The following is a 16,741-nucleotide window of genomic DNA, read 5'->3' on the forward strand; positions in this document are numbered from 1 at the left end:
CTTGTTGCGCAGCCGGTTCAACGCGCCGCGAGCACGTCCCGCGCGGCTTCGGCCAGCTGCTGCACCGAAAAGGGCTTCGGCAGAAAGGCGACAGCATCGATGTCGATCGACTTGCGCAATTGCTCCTCGGCATAGCCCGACATGAAGATGACCGGCAGGTCGGGATAGCGGTCGCGCGCATGCCGGACCATCGTCGGCCCGTCCATGCTGGGCATGACCACGTCGCTGATCAGCAGGTCGGGCCGCCCGTTCTGGTCGAGGAGGTCGAGCGCGGCCTCGCCGTTCTCCGCGGTCATGACCGTATAGCCCTGCCGGGTGAGCGCGCGCTCGGCGACGGCCCGGACCATGTCCTCGTCCTCGACCAGCAGGATCGTGCCCGTACCCCACATTTCGACCGGCTTGGCCGCGGGCTTCGGCGGTTGCGGCCTCGCCACCGTCCCGGCCGCATGGACTGGCAGGTAGATGGAGAAGGTCGCGCCCTGGCCGGGCTTTGAATCCGCGAAGATCCAGCCGCCCGACTGCTTGACAATGCCGTAGACGGTGGAGAGGCCGAGGCCCGTGCCCTTGCCCACTTCCTTGGTCGTGAAGAACGGCTCGAAGATCTTCGGCAGGACGTCCGGCGAGATGCCGGTACCGGTGTCGCTGACGACGAGCGCGGTATAGTCCGCCACGGGCAGGATGTCGGACGCCATCGCCCGCACCTCGGCGGCGGTCACCGCCTTGGTCTGGATGGTCAGCGTCCCCCCGCCACGCGGGTTCGCCGCGAGCATCGCATCGCGCGCGTTGACCGCGAGATTGACGACGACCTGCTCGAGCTGTCCGGGATCGGCGCGAACCGCGCCAAGGCCACGGCCATGGCTGACGTCGAGCCGGATCTGCTCGCCCATCAACCGCTTGAGCAGGTTCGATACCTCGGCCACCACGTCGGGGAGTTGCAGGACCTGCGGCCGCAGCGTCTGCTGACGGCTGAAGGCGAGCAGCTGCCGGGTCAGGCTGGCCGCGCGGTTCGAGTTGGTGCGGATCTGCTGAATGTCGTCGTAATCGCTGTCGCCCGGCGAGTGGCGCATCATCATCAGATCGCAATGGCCGATGATCGCGGTCAGGATATTGTTGAAATCGTGTGCGACGCCGCCGGCGAGCTGGCCGACGGCCTGCATCTTCGTGGCCTGCGCGACCTCGCGCTTCAGCCGGCTTTCCTCGCTATTGTCCTTCAGGCTGAGCAGGACCGCCGCATCGCCGAGGCCGCGCGCGCCTGCGATCGTCAGCGCAACGGGTTCCTCCGGATGGTCCTTCAGGCGCACCGCCATGTCGGACGAATGCGTCGCGCCCCCCGCGAAGCGGCGGATCGCATCCGCGACCGCCGCCTTGTCCTCGCGCACCACCAGATCGCCGGGGTAGAGCGGCGCCGCCTTGGGATCGACCTGCGCGGCGCGCAGGAAGGCGTCGTTCATCTGGAGGAACCGCCCCTCGCGATCGACGAGCGCCATGCCGAACGGCATCAGGCTGACGAGACTCCGGACGTGCGCGGACGCGCTTGCGCCGATCGCGGGCGCGGTATCCTCGTCGTCGAGCAGGGCGACCAGAACCGGGGCGTCCTGGCCATCCAGAAACGGTATCTGCAGCACGCGCAGCGGCGTGCCGTCGAGACCCTCGCGCTCGAAGCGGACGAGGCCGCGACTGTCGGTGATCAGCAGGCGCCCGAAATCGCGCCCGATCAGCGTGCCCGGCTCGCCCAGTGCGCGCAGCGCGAGGACGCGATTGGCGGCCCGGACGCGGCCGTCCGGTCCGAGCAGCGCGGCCATGACGCCTGCACCCCCCAGCCGATCGCCGGTTGGTCCGCCGATCAGCTGCTCCGCCGAGGCGGCAAGGTCACGTTCCTTGACCACGGTAAACCGCCACACCAGCATGTCGCCGTCCTCGCCGGCGCGCATGACCCTGGCGACCAGTTGGCGGTCGTCCGTTCGCAGGCCGGCCGTCTCGCCCTGCCCCTCCCGCCAGGCGGTGCGGCCGGCATCGCCCAGCCGCGCCACGCCTTCGTCGCCCAGCGGCAGTCCCGGCGGGGTCGGAAAGCCCGCGAACAGCTGTTCATAAGCATCGTTGGCGCAGACCAGCCTGCCGGCGCGATCGGTGATCGCCACCGCGTCCGCGCTCGCCTGCGCAACCGCCCGGGTAAAGTCGCAGTCGACGCTGCGCACCGGCGCGACGGGCCGCGGGACCAGCAGCCGCAACGCGATCGCGATGCCCGCGACGACCAGCGCCGCGGCGAAGAAACCGGCGGCAAGGACCGCGTTGCCGACGAGCGCGAAGACGACGAAAGTCGCCGCCACCGCCGCTCCGCCCGCGACGGCAAGCGCGATACGGGTCGATGAGGAACCGGCGGAAAGCGGAAGCGAAGCCATCCCCGCGTTCTTCGGGTGGATCATGGCGATCCGTCAAGCGATTGCAGGCGATCACGATCCGGACGCGCCCATGGCGGACACATCCGGATCGCTCGTCGCGACATGCTTACCAGATCCGAACGCGCTTCTCCGGCGGCAGGACCAGCTTGCCGGTCGGGGCAGGATTGAACGCCCCGTACCAGGGATCGAGATTGCGCACGACCCAGGCGCGCTGCTGCGACGGCGCATGCGGATCGGTCAGCAGCCGCTGCTTCAGATTGGCCTCGCGATAGTTGCGCCGCCAGACCTGCGCCCAACCCAGGTAGAAGCGCTGATCCGCCGTATAGCCGTCGATCACCGGCGCGGCCTTGCCGCCCAGCGATGCCTTGTACGCATCATAGGCGACCGAGAGGCCGGCGAGATCGGCGGTATTCTCGCCCAGCGTCAGCGCGCCCTTCACATGCATGCCCGGCAGTGGCTCATAAGCGTCATATTGATCGACGAGCTGCTGGGTCAGCGCCTTGAAGCGCGTGACGTCCTCCGGCATCCACCAGTCGGTCAGCTGGCCGTGCGCATCGTATTTCGAACCCTGGTCGTCGAAATGATGGCTCAGCTCGTGGCCGATCACCGCACCGATGCCGCCATAGTTGACCGCGGGATCCGCCTTCGGGTCGAAGAACGGCGGCTGCAGGATGGCGGCCGGGAAGACGATCTCCACCATGCCGAAATTGGCATAGGCGTTGACCGTCATCGGCGTCATGCCCCATTCCCACCGCTGCAGCGGCTTGCCGAGATGCTGCACGTTATAGTCGTGTGCCCATTGCCGCGCGCGTTGCGCGTTGCCGAAGGCGTCGCCGGGCACGATCTTCAGCGCGGCATAATCGCGCCACCGGTCGGGATAGCCGATCTTCGGCGTGAAGGCGGCGAGCTTGGCATGCGCCTTGACCTTGGTCTCCGGCGCCATCCACTGCAGCGCGTCGATCCGCTTGCCCATCGCGGCAATGACGTTGCGGACCAGCTGGTCGGCCGCCGCCTTGGTCTCCGGCGGGAAATAGCGCTGAACGTAGAGCTTGCTGACGTCGTCCGACAGCGCGCCGCTGGTGAAGCCGACCGCGCGCTTCCAGCGATCCTCCTGCTGCGGCGTCCCCGACAAGATCGTGCCGTAGAAGGCGAACTGTTCCTGATCGAAGGCGCTCGGCAGCACGCTGGCATAGCCGTCGAGCGTGCGGAGCAGCAGCTGGTCCTGCAACACCGCGATCGGCGCCGCGCCGACGAGCCGCGCGATCCCCTGGATCGCGCTCGGCTGCGAGACGATCAACGTATCGACGGGCGTGCCGATGCCCTTCAGATAGGTGACGAAATCGAAGCCGGGCGCGGACTGTGCCAGCTGCGCGACCGTCATCTTGTTATAGGTCTTGGTCGCATCGCGGCTGTCGATCCGCGTCCAGCTGACCTGCGCGATCTGCGTCTCGAAATCGACCAGCGCCTTGGCGCGCGCCGCGGCATTCGGCTCGCCCGCCAGCGTGAACATCTTGGCGATGTGCGCCTCGTACGCCGCCTTTTCCTTGGCGTTCTTGGCGTCGAGATAATAGTCGCGGTCCGGCATGCCGAGGCCCGACTGGCGCATCTCGACGACATAGGTCTCCGGCGCCTTGTCGTCCTGGCCGACGCCGGCGCCGAACGGCACGCCGATGCCGTTGCGATCCGCCTCGGCCAACAGGGCCGCGTAGTTCGACCTGGTCGCCGCCTTGATCTTCGTGAGCCACGGCTGGACGGGCGCGAGCCCCTTCCTGTCGATCGTCGCGGTGTCCAGATAGGTCGCATAGGCGGTGCCTATCTTGGACCCGCGCTGCTTCGCCGCCGCCTCGAGGATCGTGCGCGTCCGATCGCGCGACAAGTCGGCGAGCGTGTCGAACGCGCCGAAACTCGCCTTGTCCGCGGGGATCGCCGTGGTCCTGGTCCAGCTGCCGTTGGCGAAGGCGTAAAAGTCGTCGCCCGGCGCAACCGACTTGTCCATGCCCTGTTCGTCGAAGCCGAAGCGGCCGATCTGCGGCGCGTTGGCGGGCGCGGTCTGCGCCATGCCGATGGTCGCGCCGACCCCGGCGATCGCCGACCCTGCGAGCAGGCCGGCGAGGACGATCATTCTCATATTCTCTCCCAAACACTGTGGTCTTGTTGACCCATCGTGTTGGCCGATAACGGAAAAGCAGGGAGTTACCAAATCCTGATGCGTTGATCCGGCGCCAGATAATATCTTTGCCCCGGCCGTGCCCCGAAGGCGGCATACCAAGCGTCAATATTGCGAGTCGTTAGCGCCCGTTGATGGTCGGGCGCGTGGAAGTCGATCGTTACCTGCTGCCGCAAGGCCGATTCGCGGATCTTCGTGCGCCACACCTGTGCAAAGCCCAGGAAGAAGCGCTGGTCGCCGGTCAGACCGTCGATGATCGGTGCCGGCTTGCCTGCGAGCGTGGCATGATAGGCGTCATAGGCGATCGTGATGCCGGCGAGGTGGCGATATTCTCGCCCAGCGTCAGGTCGCCTTGGACGTGCACGCCCCGCAGGACTTCGTAGCCGTTCGCTTGCACGACCAGCCGGTCGGTCAGCGTCTTGAACCGCTTGACATCCTCGGCCGTCCACCAGTCGACCAGTGCGCCGTTCTTGTCGTACTTGCGCCCCTGGTCGTCGAAATGGTGGCTGATCTCGTGGCCGATGATCGCGCCGATCCCGCCATAATTGACCGCCGGATCGGCATGCGGATCGAAGAACGGCGGTTGCAGCACCGCGGCCGGGAAAACGACCTCGTTGAGCGACGGATTGGCATAGGCGTTGATTTCCATCGGCGTCATGAACCATTCCGCGCGATCAATGGGCTGGCCTAGATGGTTCAGCTGCCGCTGGTGCTCGAAGCGGCTCGCGCGCATCACGTTGCCGACCAGATCGTCCCGTCGGATGACGAGCGCGGAATAGTCGCGCCAGCGGTCCGGATAGCCGATCTTGGGCGTGAAGCTCGCGAGCTTGGCCACCGCCTTGGCCCGCGTCGCGGGCGCCATCCAGTCGAGCCGCCGCAGGCGCCCGTCCATCGCCGCGATGAGGTTGCGGACCAAAGTATCGGCCGCCGCCTTGGTCGCAGGCGGGAAATGGCGGGCGACATAATCCTTGCCCACGGCTTCGCCCATGAAGGATTCCACGGTCTGCACGCCGCGTTTCCACCGGGGCTGATCCTCGGGGACGCCGTTCAACGCCTTGCCGCGATAGGCGAACCGCGCGGCGACAAAGTCCTGCGACAGATAGGGCGCATACCCATCCAGCAGGCGCAGCGCCGCATGGTCCTTGAGCGTCGCCAGCGGCGTGGCCGCGTACAGCCGCGCCTCTCCCGCAAAGGCGGTGGGCTGGCAGGCCAACAGGGCGGCGGACGCCTCCGCGCCCACAGCACGGAAATACGCGACCCATGGATAGCCCGGCGCCTTGGCCGCGAAATCGGCGGGTGTCCATTTGTTGTAGGCCTTGTCGACGTCGCGCGTATCGGCCCGCGTCCAGTGGGCAGCGGCGAGCTGCCGCTCGAAATCGAAGACCGCCTTTGCGCGCGCCGGAGCGTCCGCCGCGGACGCGCGGCCCGACAAGGTCAGAAGCTGCGTCGGGTAAGTCAGGTACGCAGCCCGGTTGGCGGCGGTCGCCGCATCGTCCTTCAGATAATAGTCGCGATCCGGAAGGCCGAGGCCACCCTGCCAAAGCTGCGGGATATACTGGTCGGGCGCCTTGTCGTCGGGCCCGATGCGAAAGCGGAAGAAAGCGGAAACGCCCATCCGCTCCATCGTGCCATGTTCCGCCGCCAGCGCCTCGCGCGATGCGGCGGCATCGATCGCCGCCAGCGCGGAATGAAGCGGCGCGACGCCCTTCGCATCCGCGGCCGCCTGATCGACAAAGCTGGCGTAGAAATCGCCCGGCTTGCTTCCGGGCGTGCCGGTGTCTTCCTCCAGGATGGCGCGGGTATCGCGCAACGCCTTCTCGTCGAGCTCGTCCCAGACGCCGTAATAGGCGCGGTCGGCGGGGATCGCGAGCCGGCGCTCCCAGGCTCCGCTGGCGAACAGAAAGAAATCGTCGCCTGGCTGCACGGAGCGGTCCATGCCCGCGGTGTCGAACCCGAAGCTGCCGATCGCGGGTCGGACGCTATCGCCAGCCAGTGCGCCGGTCGCGCAGGCCCCACTCAGCAGCGCGGCGGGATCCATCCCCTCATGCTCTTTCCCCCCGAAAAGACATCCGCCCGCCGAATCGATCGGCGGGCGGCGAGAGGCTATCAAATCCGATAACGCTTACCAGATGTGGATACGGTCGTTGGGCGCCAGATAATAGGTCTGGCCCTGCTTCACGTCGAAGGCCGGATACCAGGCATCGAGGTTGCGCACGACATAGGCACGCCACTGGCCCGGCGTGTGCGGGTCGGTGGTCAGCTGGTTCTTGATCGAGGCCTCGCGTGCCTTGGTCTGCCAGACCTGGCCGAAGCCCATGAAGAAGCGCTGGTCGCCGGTATAGCCGCCGACCACCGGCGCGGGCTTGCCCTTCAGCGACAGCTTGTACGCGTCATAGGCGACGTTGATGCCGGCGAGGTCGGCCATGTTCTCGCCCAGCGTCAACTTGCCGTTGACGTGCGTGCCCGGGATCGGCTCGTACGCGCCATATTGCGCCACCACCTTGTCGGTCAGCGCATTGAAACGCTCGACGTCCTGCGGGGTCCACCAGTCGGAGAAATTGCCCTTCGGGTCGAACTTGCGCCCCTGGTCGTCGAAGTGGTGGCTGAGCTCGTGTCCGATGACCGCGCCGATGCCGCCATAGTTCACCGCCGGATCGGCATTGGGATCGAAGAACGGCGGCTGCAGGATCGCGGCCGGGAACACCACCTCGTTCATCAGCGGATTGGCGTAAGCATTCACCGTCTGCGGCGTCATGAACCATTCGCTGCGGTCGACGGGCTTGCCGATCTTGTTGCGCTGGCGATTGTATTCGAACTCCGCCACGCGCTGCGCATTGCCGAGCACGTCGCCCTTGACCACCTGCAGCGACGAATAGTCGCGCCACTTGTCCGGATAACCGATCTTGGGCGTGAAGGCGGCGAGCTTGGCCCGCGCCTTAACCTTCGTCTCGGGCGCCATCCAGGCCAGGTTCTGGAGGCGGATGTCCATCGCGGCGATCAGGTTACGCACGAGCTCGTCCGCCTTGGCCTTCGCCTCGGGCGGGAAATACTTCTGCACATAGACCTGGCCGACCGCCTCGCCGAGGCTGCCGTTGACGAGGCCGACGCCGCGCTTCCAGCGATCCTTGAGCTGCGGCGTGCCGTTCAGCGTCGTGCCGTAGAAGGCGAACTGCGTATTGACGAAGGGCGACGACAGCAGCGGCGCGGCGTTCGAGATGGTGTGGAACGCCAGATATTCCTTCCACACCGGCAGCGGTGTCGCGGCGATGATCTTGGCGGTGCCGGTCAGTGCCGAGGGCTGGCCGACGATGACGCGGGTCTGGCTGCCCAGCCCCTGCGCGGCGAGCATGCCCTGCCAGTCGAAGCCCGGCATCGCCGTCGCGAGCTGCGCGACCGGCATCGGGTTGTAGCCCTTTTCGACCTGGCGCAGCTCGGCGCGATCCCAATGGACCTGCGCGATCTGCTTTTCGAGATCATAGATGCGCTGCGCCGCGCCCTGCGGATCGGGCTGGCCGGCGAGGCGCATCATGTCGGCGATATAGGTGACGTACTTGGTGCGCGCCTCGGCGAACTTGGGGTCGTCCTTGAGGTAATAATCCTTGTCCGGCAGCCCGAGGCCGCCCTGGCCGAGGTAGACGGCGTAGACGGTGTTGTCCTTGAGATCCTGCTCGATCCCCGCGCCGACCGGCACGTCGATGCCGTGGATCGTCGCATCGGCGAACGCCTTGGCCAGATCGCCCTGCGTGCGGATGGCGGCGATCTTCGCCAGATAGGGCTTGAGCGGCGCAGCGCCCGCCTTCTCGATCGCGGCCTGGTCCATGAAGGTCGCGTAGGTGATGCCGATCTTGTCCTTGACGCTCATCGGCCCGCTGGCGACCGGCGATGCGGCAGCCTCCTCGATCACGGCGCGGGTGCGCTTCTCCGACAGGTCGGCGAGGATGGCGAAACCGCCCCAGCTGGCGCGATCCGCGGGGATTTCGGTACGCTTCATCCACGCGCCGTTGACGTAGTTGTAGAAGTCGTTGCCGGGCAGCACCGACTTGTCCATTGCGGTCAGGTCGACACCGAAATCGCCAAGCTTGGGCTTGCCCGGGGCGGTCGTGCCCATGTCCGAGATTGCAGTCTGAGCATAGACCGCGCCGGTGGCGGCGGAGGCGAGCAGAAGGGCGGCGAGAACCGTTTTGCGCATCGTAGGTCCTTGGAAAAGAAACTCAGGATGACGCGTGTTGTACCCGGTTAAGACGCCTCGTCAACGTCCAGTTTTTTCGTGTCGAAACCGCCACTTGCGCGCAATCCACAGCCGCCAGCCGAGCGCGGAGGCGCCATAGCCGGCGACCGCGCAGAGACTCGTCAGCACGATCAGCCCCAATGCGAACGAGGGCCCCTGCGCCCACAGCCACTGGAACGCGCCGGTCACCCGATGCAGCCATCCGGTCGCCGCCTCGGTGGCGGGCTGGACGATCGTTGCCGCCTCGCTGTGCAGCAGCCAGGCGCCGATCCGGTAGGCGACGTACCACAGGAACGGCGTCGTCAGCGGATTGGTGATGAAGGTCGTGAGGGCGGCGACGGGAACGTTCGCGCGGAACGGCAGCGCAAACAAAGCGGCGATCGCGATCTGCGCGACCGGGAAGAGGAAGCCCGCGACCACGCCCAGCGCGACACCGCGGGGCACCGATCGGCGGGTGAACCGCCACAGACCCGGCTCCAGCACCCGGTGCGCGACCGGACGCAGCAGCCGGTTGGCCTCCATCGACTCGCGGGTCGGCAGGTTGCGATGCCCCCAGGCGACGAGGCGCTGCCAGGGGGACGGCATGCCGCGCGCCGTCAGCCGCGATCGCGCAGGATGCGCGCGGCGTCGCGCTTCCAGTCGCGTTCCTTGATCGCCTCGCGCTTGTCGTGCGTCTTGCGCCCCTTGGCGAGCGCGAGCTCCACCTTTGCCCGCCCGCGACTGTTGAAATAGACGGACAGCGGCACCAGCGTCATGCCCTCGCGCGCCACCGCGCCATGGAGCTTGTTGATCTCTCGTTCGTGCAGCAGCAGCTTGCGCGGCCGCTTCGCCTCGTGATTGAAGCGATTGCCGTGGCTGAATTCCGGCACGTTGGCGTTGACCAGCCATACCTGCCCGTCGCGGACCTCCGCATAGCTTTCCGCGATCGACCCTTCGCCGAAGCGGAGCGACTTCACCTCGGTGCCGGTCAAGGCGATCCCCGCCTCGTAGACGGTGTCGATGCTATACTCGAATCGCGCCTTGCGGTTTTCGGCGACGATCTTCTTCTTGTCGAAGGTTGCGGGCTTGGGACGTGGCATGGACGGCCGGATGTAGGGATGTCCGCGCTCCAGGGGAAGCGCGCAACGCCCCTTAGATCAGTCCTGCGTGCGTCAATGCCGCATCGACCGCGGCACGCGCGGCCTCCGACGGCCAGGTCATCGGCAGGCGAAGGCCGGCCGGGAAGCCGGGACGCACGCGCGTCATCGCATATTTGACGGGACCCGGCGACGCATCCGTGAACAGCGCGTCATGGAGCGGGTAGAGGCGATCCTGATAGCGCAGCGCGGCGGCATAGTCGCCGGCCTGGCAGGCCGCCTGGAATTCGGCGCACAGACGCGGCGCGACATTGGCGCTGACCGAGATGCAGCCCCTGCCCCCCATGGCGTTGAAGGCGAGCGCCATGTCGTCGTTGCCGGACAGCTGGACGAACGCGTCCGGGCAGGCGGCGCGATGCTGCGAGACGCGGGCGATCGCGCCGCTCGCATCCTTTACCGCGACGAAGACGTCGGGATGGGCGTTGACGATCCGCGCGAGCGTGGCGGGCTGGATATCCGTCACGGTGCGGGCGGGTACGTTGTACAGCACGATTGGCAGCGGCGCGTCCTTCGCCAGGAACGCGAAATGCTGGAAGATCCCGTCCTGGCCGGGACGATTGTAATAGGGCGGCACCATCAGCGCGGCGTCCGCGCCCGCGTCCTTCGCGCGGCGCAGGTTCGCCGCCGCGACCATCGTGTCGTTGGACCCGGCGCCCGCGATCACCGGGACCCGCCCCCTCGCCTGGTCGACGCAGATCCGCACGATGCCGAAATGCTCGTCGGCGGTCAGCGTCGCCGCTTCCCCGGTGGTGCCGCACGGCACCAACGCCGAAGATCCTTCCGCGATCTGCCACTCGATCAGGTCGCGATACGCCTGTTCGTCGAATTGCCCGTCGCCATCGAAGGGCGTGACGAGCGCGGGGATGGAACCGGAGAACATGCCCCGCGCCGTGCGACGCGACCAACAACCTGTCAAGCGGCGGCGCGGCGTCTCCCGGCGTTGCGACGAACCGTTGCGCGGGGCGACGAACCGTGATCGCACCCGCTCTTTATTCAGGACAGATTACGGCGGAATCTCTATTCTTTGCCCATGCATCCGACCAGCGCGCCGATTGCCCTCCTGTTCGCGACCCTCGCCGGCGTGGTCGCCGTCCCCCAGCAGGACAGCAGCGACCAGCTCGACCGCTATCGGACGCAGATGGCCAATATGTCGCCGGTGGCGCCGCAGTCCCCCACCGACGGCGCGATGGCGGCGACGATCGCCCAGTGGCGCGCGCTGCGTCAGACGGACGCGCTGCCGTTCGACAGTTATGCCGGTTTCCTCGCCGCGCATCCCGGCTGGCCGGGCGAAAACGCCAACCGTCGCGCGGCCGAGCGCCAGGCGGCGATGGCCTCGCCGTCCAGCGTCGTCGCCTTCTTCGCGCGCTTCCCGCCACAGACCGCGACCGGCCTGGTCGCGCAGGCGCGGGCGTTGCAGTCGCTGGGACGGTTGCAGGAGGCGCAGGCTGCCGCGCGCGCCGCGTGGCGGATGGGCACGCTGACCCCGACGGACGAAAGCTTCGTCCAGGCGACGTTCGCCGGCGCCTTGTCACCCGACGACCATGACGCGCGGATGGACGCCCTGCTGTGGCAGAACGCGACCGGCGCGGCGCAGCGACAGATCGCCTGGACCAGCCCGGCGCGACGCCCTGCATTTGCCGCGCGCCTTTCGTTCCGTACGAACGCACCCGACGCAGCGACGCTCGCGACCACCACCCAGGATGCGTATGCGGGCGACCCGGGCTATATCGCCGACCGGGCGGCATGGCTGCGCAACGCGGGCGCGGCGCCCAGCGTGCGCAGCTATCTCGCCAGCCGGCGCCCGCTCGCGAGCCTGCCGGGCAATGTCGAGAAGTGGTACGAGGGGCTGCTCACCGTCGCGCGCGAGGCGGAACACGACGGCCAGTATCAGATCGCCTATGACATCGCGCGGCAGGTCGACGACGCCTATCCGGCGGGCACCGACGTTTCGAAGAAGCCCTATGGGGAGCGGGACGACTATACCAGCCTCGTGTGGCTGGCGGGGCAGACCGCGCTGCGCAAGCTTGGCCGGCCGGCCGATGCGATGGTCATGTTCGAGCGCTACGGCCGCGGCAGCATGTCGCCGCAGACGCGCGCCAAGGGCTTCTACTGGGCCGGGCGCGCCGCGGAGGCTGCCGGCAAAGCCGCGGACGCGGCGGGATTTTTCGCACAGGCGGCCGGCTACCGCGACCAGTTCTACGGCCAGCTCGCGCTCGAGCGGACGGGACGGCCGCTGGTGGCGCCGCCGGCGCTCGGCACGCCGCTGATCGCCGCCGCGACGCGACAGGCCTTCGCCGACCGCGAGACGGTGCGCGCCGCGCGCTTCCTGGGCCAGATCGGCGACTGGCAGGACCAGACCGCCTTCGTCCGCCAGATCGCGAGCGATGCCGAAAGCGAGACGGACCACCTGCTGGCGGCGGAGCTGTCGCGGCAGATCGGGCGGCCCGACCTGGGCGTGCTCGTCGGGCGCAGCGCGATGCAGAACGGGCTGACGGATTATTCCGCCACCGGTTTCCCGACCGTCAGCATACCGGCGGGCTATGAGGACAATTGGACGCTGATCCACGCGATCGCGCGGCAGGAAAGCCAGTTCGACCGGATGGCCGTCAGCCATGCCGGCGCGCGCGGGTTGATGCAGCTGATGCCGGCGACGGCGCGCGAGCAGTCCGCAAAGATCGGCGTGACCTACGCCGCCTCCGCGCTGACCGAGGATCCCAAGATGTCGATCATGCTGGGATCGAGCTATTTCCAGCGAATCTACGGCCTCTATGGCAGCTACCCGCTCGCCATCGCGGCGTACAACGCGGGCGGCGGCAACGTGAACAAATGGCTGCGCGCCAACGGCGATCCGCGCACCGGCAGCGTCGACATGGTCGATTGGATCGAGGCGATCCCCTATCAGGAAACGCGCAACTACGTGCAGCGCGTGCTCGAGAACGCCGTGGTCTACGACCTGATCAACCCGCCGCGCGCGAAGAGCCACGGGCCCGCCAACCTCAGCTGGTACCTCGGCAAGAACCGACCGGGCTGATCGAATGGACCGCCCCAACTACATCACGCCGGCCGGATTCGCGGCGCTGCGGCGCGAATATGAGCAACTGTTCGCGTCCGAGCGCCCGCAATTGGTCGAGACGATATCCTGGGCGGCGGGCAACGGCGATCGCTCGGAGAATGGCGACTATATCTATGGGCGCAAGCGGCTGCGGGAAATCGACCGGCGGCTGGGCTGGCTGTCGAAGCGGATGAAGGCGGCGAAGGTGGTCGATCCGGCGCAGCAACAAGACCGCGGCCGCGTGTGGTTCGGCGCCTGCGTGACGATCGCGGACGAGGATGACAACGAGCGGGTGCTGACGCTGGTCGGCGACGACGAGGCGGATGCCGGAGCGGGCCGGGTCGGCTGGAATGCGCCGCTGGCACGGGCCCTGCGCGGCGCCGCCGTCGGCGACCTGCGCCGCGTGACATTGCCCGCGGGCGAACGCGAATATGAGATCGTCACGATCGCCTATCCGACGGTGTGACGGCACGGGACCGATTCCCGGCGCGGCCGGCGTCGCTCATGGCCGATGACGCTTCCGTGACATTATTCTGTCACAGATTCCGATGCGCCGAATTTGGACATTGATTATCTATTGTTATCAGTGACTTGGCCCTTCATTTCACCATGTTGCAAGCGTCAGTCGATGACGGTTAGGTCATAATCTGTGACTGTTTGAGCACGGCCGATTTCGATCGCTCCGCGGCCCGCCCGCCGCCATTTACACCTGCCCGGCGCGCCGCAATCCTCCCCTCACCACGTACCCTTTCGCGCAGCATGCGGGCCCGTCCGGTCCAAAAGGCAATTCGGTCGCGTAAGGCTTTGAGGAGTTGAGCATGACGAATTTTTCGGCCCTTCGCGCCCTGTTGCGGTGTGGCGTCGCCGCCGCGCCGGTGGTGCTGGCGGGTAGTGCGTTTCTGACCGCCCCGGCGTTCGCGCAGGATGCGCAACAGGCGCCGACCGCGGCGTCGCAAGGTACGTCGCCCGCTCAATCGACCCCTGCGCCGACGGCGGGTCAAGCCACCGGCGACATCGTCGTGACTGGCACCCTGTTCCGTCGCACCGATACCGAAACCCCCTCTCCCGTCACTGTCCTGACCGCCGATGCGCTGCAGAAGGCGGGCATCACCACCGTCTCCGACGCGATCCGGTCGATCTCCGCGGACAGCAGCGGCTCGATCCCGACCGCCTTCTCCTCGGGCTTCGGCGCGGGCTCGTCGGCGGTGTCGCTGCGCGGCCTGACCGTCAACTCGACGCTGACGCTGATCGATGGTCTGCGCACCGCCAATTACCCGCTGTCGGACGACGGCCAGCGCTCGTTCGTCGACCTCAACACGGTTCCCGACGCGATCGTCGACCGGGTCGAGGTGCTGAAGGACGGCGCCTCGTCGAGCTATGGCGCGGATGCGATCGGCGGCGTCGTCAACATCATCATGAAGAAGGAGATCACCGGCGTCTACGGCACGGTCGAGGGCGGCGTCAGCCAGCGCGGCGACGGTGGCGAACAGCGCGCGACGCTGACGCTCGGCACCGGCAAGCTGAACGACAAGGGATACAATTTCTACATCAGCGGCGAATATCAGCACGACGGCACGATCTACGCGCGCAACCGCGGCTTTCCGTTCAACACCGCCGACCTGACGTCGATCGGCGGCGACAATAATCAGGCGGGATCGGTGGTGCCCGGCACCACGACGAGCGCCATCGTCGCGCCATCGCAGCAGCTGACGCCCGGCAACATCCTATCCGGATCAGGCGTGGTCACCGGCCCTTGGCAGGTGCTCAACCCCAATGGCTGTACCGGCACGACGACCCCCGTCAGCGGTGCGGCGGGCAATGGCTGCACGCAGAACACCGTCGCGGACTATGGCGTCATCCAGCCCGAGCAGACCCGCTTCGGCGTCACCGCGCATGCGACGGTGCAGGTCAACGACCGATCGCAGGCCTACCTGCTCGCGTCCTATTTCCAGAACGAGGTCTTCACCCCCGGCGGTCCTCCGAACATTCGTTCGACCAACCCGATCAATACGCAGAACATCATCCTGCCCGTGCTGCTCAGCAACGGCCAGCTCAACCCGAACAATCCCTTCGCGGCGGCGGGTCAGCCGGCCGCCATCCGCTACAGCTTCGGCGATATCCTGGGATCGTCCGACTATAAGAGCCATGTGCTGCGCGGCTCGGCGGGCATCGATGGCGCGTTCGGCGACGGATGGACCTACTCCGTTTCGGGCACGGTAGCGCATTCCTGGCTCGACATCACGCAGAACGGCTATCTCAACCTCGCCGCGCTGACCAATGCCGTAAACACCGGCAGCTACAACTTTGTCGACCCGACCCAGAATACGGCGGCCGTGCGCAGCGCGCTGTCGCCAGCTGTCCATACCCAGGCCACGAGCGACCTGGACATGATCCAGGGTGTCATCACGAAGTCCCTGTTCCAGCTCCCGGGCGGCCCGCTGCAGCTGGGTGTCGGCGGCTCCTTCCGCTACGAGGCCCAGAACGACCCCAACCAGAACCCGAACCTCACGACGATCGGCCTCAACCAATATACCGCGGTGGGCCATCGTACCGTCGAGTCGGGCTATTTCGAGATCAACGCGCCGGTGCTGACCAGCCTCGAGATCAACGGCTCCGGTCGCTTCGATCACTATGAGGAGGGCTACAACAAATTCTCGCCCAAGATCGGTGCCAAGTTCACCCCGATCAAGCAGGTCGCGATCCGCGGCACCTTCTCGAAGGGGTTCCGTGCGCCAAGCTTCGCAGAGTTGTCGGGCTCGGTCATCGGCTTCACGTCGGCCAAGCCGCCGTGCTCGCTCCAGCTTCAGCATGGCGCAACCGCGACGGCAACGGGCTGCACCGGCGGCAGCGCGTACAACCAGAGCTATTCGATCGGCTTCGCCACGGTCGGCGATCCGAACATCAAGCCGGAACTGTCGACGAGCTTCACCGCCGGCGTCGTCGTGCAGCCGACGCGCTGGCTCAGTTTCACCGCGGACTATTACAACATCAAGAAGACCGACGTGATTTCCGGCGGACCGCTGTCGAACCAAGCGCTTGCCGCCTATTACGGCAACGGCACGATGCCCGCGGGCTATTCCGTCACGCCCGACGTGATCGATCCGGCCTATCCGAATGCGCCCGCCCGCGCATTGTTCGTGAATTCGCCCTTCGCCAACGCCGCGGCGCTCAAGACGTCGGGTATCGACGCGTCCGCGCTCGTCACGCTCAAGCCGGCACCGGACGTGAAGTTCACGAGCCGAGCCGAGGCGACGTACATCCTGCACTATCTGTTCAAGTCGAGCGCGGATCAGCCCTATTCCGACTTCGTGGGGACCCAGGCGCCGTACATCACCTCGTCTGGCGCGGGCACGCCGCAATGGCGCGGCAACTGGCAGAACAGCATCGATGCGGGACCGTACTCGCTCACCGCAACGGCCTATTACGTATCGGGCTACAAGGCGGTCGCCTATGACCAGTTCGGAACCACGGATTGCAACGGCGGCAGCACCTATGGCGGCAGCGATCCCAACTTCAACTGCCACGTCCGCCGCTTCATCGACGTCGACCTGACCGGCAGCGTCAAGGTCAACGACCGCTTCACCTTCTACATGAACGTCATCAACCTGACGGACGCCAAGGCACCGCTCAACGGCGGCAATTACGCGGCGACCAACTACAACCCGACCTATACGCAGATCGGCGCGATCGGGCGGACGTTCCGCTTCGGTGCGAACATCCACCTCTAAGGCGAACGGCGGCGCGGCGAGCAAGGTTCGC

The 16,741-nt window shown here is 67.0% G+C and carries 11 protein-coding genes; 3 read left to right on the top strand and 8 right to left on the bottom strand.

Annotated features, from left to right (window positions below; translation table 11 throughout):
• Positions 1–17: 17 nt before the first annotated feature.
• The 8 genes from RF701_RS03710 to dapA all read right to left on the bottom strand — a co-directional run bounded on the left by RF701_RS03710 (position 18) and on the right by dapA (position 10,810).
• Positions 18–2,399 carry a response regulator gene (locus RF701_RS03710; protein ID WP_308814121.1) on the bottom strand — a complete coding sequence of 794 codons (2,382 nt, stop codon included), beginning with the start codon at positions 2,397–2,399 and terminating at the stop codon, positions 18–20.
• A gap of 106 nt (positions 2,400–2,505) precedes the next feature.
• Positions 2,506–4,527 carry a M13 family metallopeptidase gene (locus RF701_RS03715; protein ID WP_308814122.1) on the bottom strand — a complete coding sequence of 674 codons (2,022 nt, stop codon included), beginning with the start codon at positions 4,525–4,527 and terminating at the stop codon, positions 2,506–2,508.
• A gap of 65 nt (positions 4,528–4,592) precedes the next feature.
• Complete coding sequence (locus RF701_RS03720; RefSeq protein WP_308815611.1) at positions 4,593–4,877, bottom strand: M13-type metalloendopeptidase; 285 nt, start codon at positions 4,875–4,877, stop codon at positions 4,593–4,595.
• Positions 4,808–6,604, bottom strand: coding sequence for a M13 family metallopeptidase (locus tag RF701_RS03725; RefSeq protein ID WP_308814123.1), 1,797 nt, complete (start codon positions 6,602–6,604; stop codon positions 4,808–4,810). The genes RF701_RS03720 and RF701_RS03725 overlap by 70 nt, the downstream gene beginning before the upstream one ends.
• A gap of 84 nt (positions 6,605–6,688) precedes the next feature.
• Positions 6,689–8,755: a M13-type metalloendopeptidase gene (locus RF701_RS03730; RefSeq protein ID WP_308814124.1), complete on the bottom strand. Its 2,067-nt coding sequence runs from the start codon at positions 8,753–8,755 to the stop codon at positions 6,689–6,691.
• A gap of 60 nt (positions 8,756–8,815) precedes the next feature.
• Positions 8,816–9,379, bottom strand: coding sequence for a DUF2062 domain-containing protein (locus tag RF701_RS03735; RefSeq protein WP_308814125.1), 564 nt, complete (start codon positions 9,377–9,379; stop codon positions 8,816–8,818).
• Positions 9,380–9,390: 11 nt separating this feature from the next.
• On the bottom strand, positions 9,391–9,873 hold the full coding sequence (smpB, locus tag RF701_RS03740; RefSeq protein ID WP_115380282.1) for an SsrA-binding protein SmpB: 483 nt from the start codon (positions 9,871–9,873) through the stop codon (positions 9,391–9,393).
• A 52-nt stretch (positions 9,874–9,925) separates the two neighbouring features.
• Positions 9,926–10,810, bottom strand: a complete 885-nt coding sequence (gene dapA / locus RF701_RS03745) for a 4-hydroxy-tetrahydrodipicolinate synthase (RefSeq protein WP_308814126.1) — start codon at positions 10,808–10,810, stop codon at positions 9,926–9,928.
• Positions 10,811–10,960: 150 nt separating this feature from the next.
• Here dapA and RF701_RS03750 point away from each other — a divergent pair, with 150 nt between their 5' ends.
• The 3 genes from RF701_RS03750 to RF701_RS03760 all read left to right on the top strand — a co-directional run bounded on the left by RF701_RS03750 (position 10,961) and on the right by RF701_RS03760 (position 16,710).
• Positions 10,961–12,961: a lytic transglycosylase domain-containing protein gene (locus RF701_RS03750; RefSeq protein ID WP_308814127.1), complete on the top strand. Its 2,001-nt coding sequence runs from the start codon at positions 10,961–10,963 to the stop codon at positions 12,959–12,961.
• A 4-nt stretch (positions 12,962–12,965) separates the two neighbouring features.
• Positions 12,966–13,448 carry a transcription elongation factor GreB gene (greB, locus tag RF701_RS03755; RefSeq protein ID WP_308814128.1) on the top strand — a complete coding sequence of 161 codons (483 nt, stop codon included), beginning with the start codon at positions 12,966–12,968 and terminating at the stop codon, positions 13,446–13,448.
• Positions 13,449–13,800: 352 nt separating this feature from the next.
• Complete coding sequence (locus tag RF701_RS03760; RefSeq protein ID WP_308814129.1) at positions 13,801–16,710, top strand: TonB-dependent receptor domain-containing protein; 2,910 nt, start codon at positions 13,801–13,803, stop codon at positions 16,708–16,710.
• Positions 16,711–16,741: the final 31 nt, after the last annotated feature.

It is taken from the genome of Sphingomonas sp. GV3 (assembly GCF_031082075.1).
In the GTDB taxonomy this organism is placed as follows: domain Bacteria; phylum Pseudomonadota; class Alphaproteobacteria; order Sphingomonadales; family Sphingomonadaceae; genus Sphingomonas; species Sphingomonas beigongshangi.

Excerpts from the sequence above, each read along its gene's own strand:
- RF701_RS03750 (WP_308814127.1), top strand. The coding sequence starts at position 10,961 with ATGCATCCGACCAGCGCGCCGATTGCCCTCCTGTTCGCGACCCTCGCC.
- smpB (WP_115380282.1), bottom strand. The coding sequence starts at position 9,873 with ATGCCACGTCCCAAGCCCGCAACCTTCGACAAGAAGAAGATCGTCGCC.
- RF701_RS03735 (WP_308814125.1), bottom strand. The coding sequence starts at position 9,379 with ATGCCGTCCCCCTGGCAGCGCCTCGTCGCCTGGGGGCATCGCAACCTG.
- RF701_RS03730 (WP_308814124.1), bottom strand. The coding sequence starts at position 8,755 with ATGCGCAAAACGGTTCTCGCCGCCCTTCTGCTCGCCTCCGCCGCCACC.
- dapA (WP_308814126.1), bottom strand. The coding sequence starts at position 10,810 with ATGTTCTCCGGTTCCATCCCCGCGCTCGTCACGCCCTTCGATGGCGAC.
- RF701_RS03760 (WP_308814129.1), top strand. The coding sequence starts at position 13,801 with ATGACGAATTTTTCGGCCCTTCGCGCCCTGTTGCGGTGTGGCGTCGCC.
- RF701_RS03725 (WP_308814123.1), bottom strand. The coding sequence starts at position 6,604 with ATGGATCCCGCCGCGCTGCTGAGTGGGGCCTGCGCGACCGGCGCACTG.
- RF701_RS03710 (WP_308814121.1), bottom strand. The coding sequence starts at position 2,399 with ATGGCTTCGCTTCCGCTTTCCGCCGGTTCCTCATCGACCCGTATCGCG.
- greB (WP_308814128.1), top strand. The coding sequence starts at position 12,966 with ATGGACCGCCCCAACTACATCACGCCGGCCGGATTCGCGGCGCTGCGG.
- RF701_RS03715 (WP_308814122.1), bottom strand. The coding sequence starts at position 4,527 with ATGAGAATGATCGTCCTCGCCGGCCTGCTCGCAGGGTCGGCGATCGCC.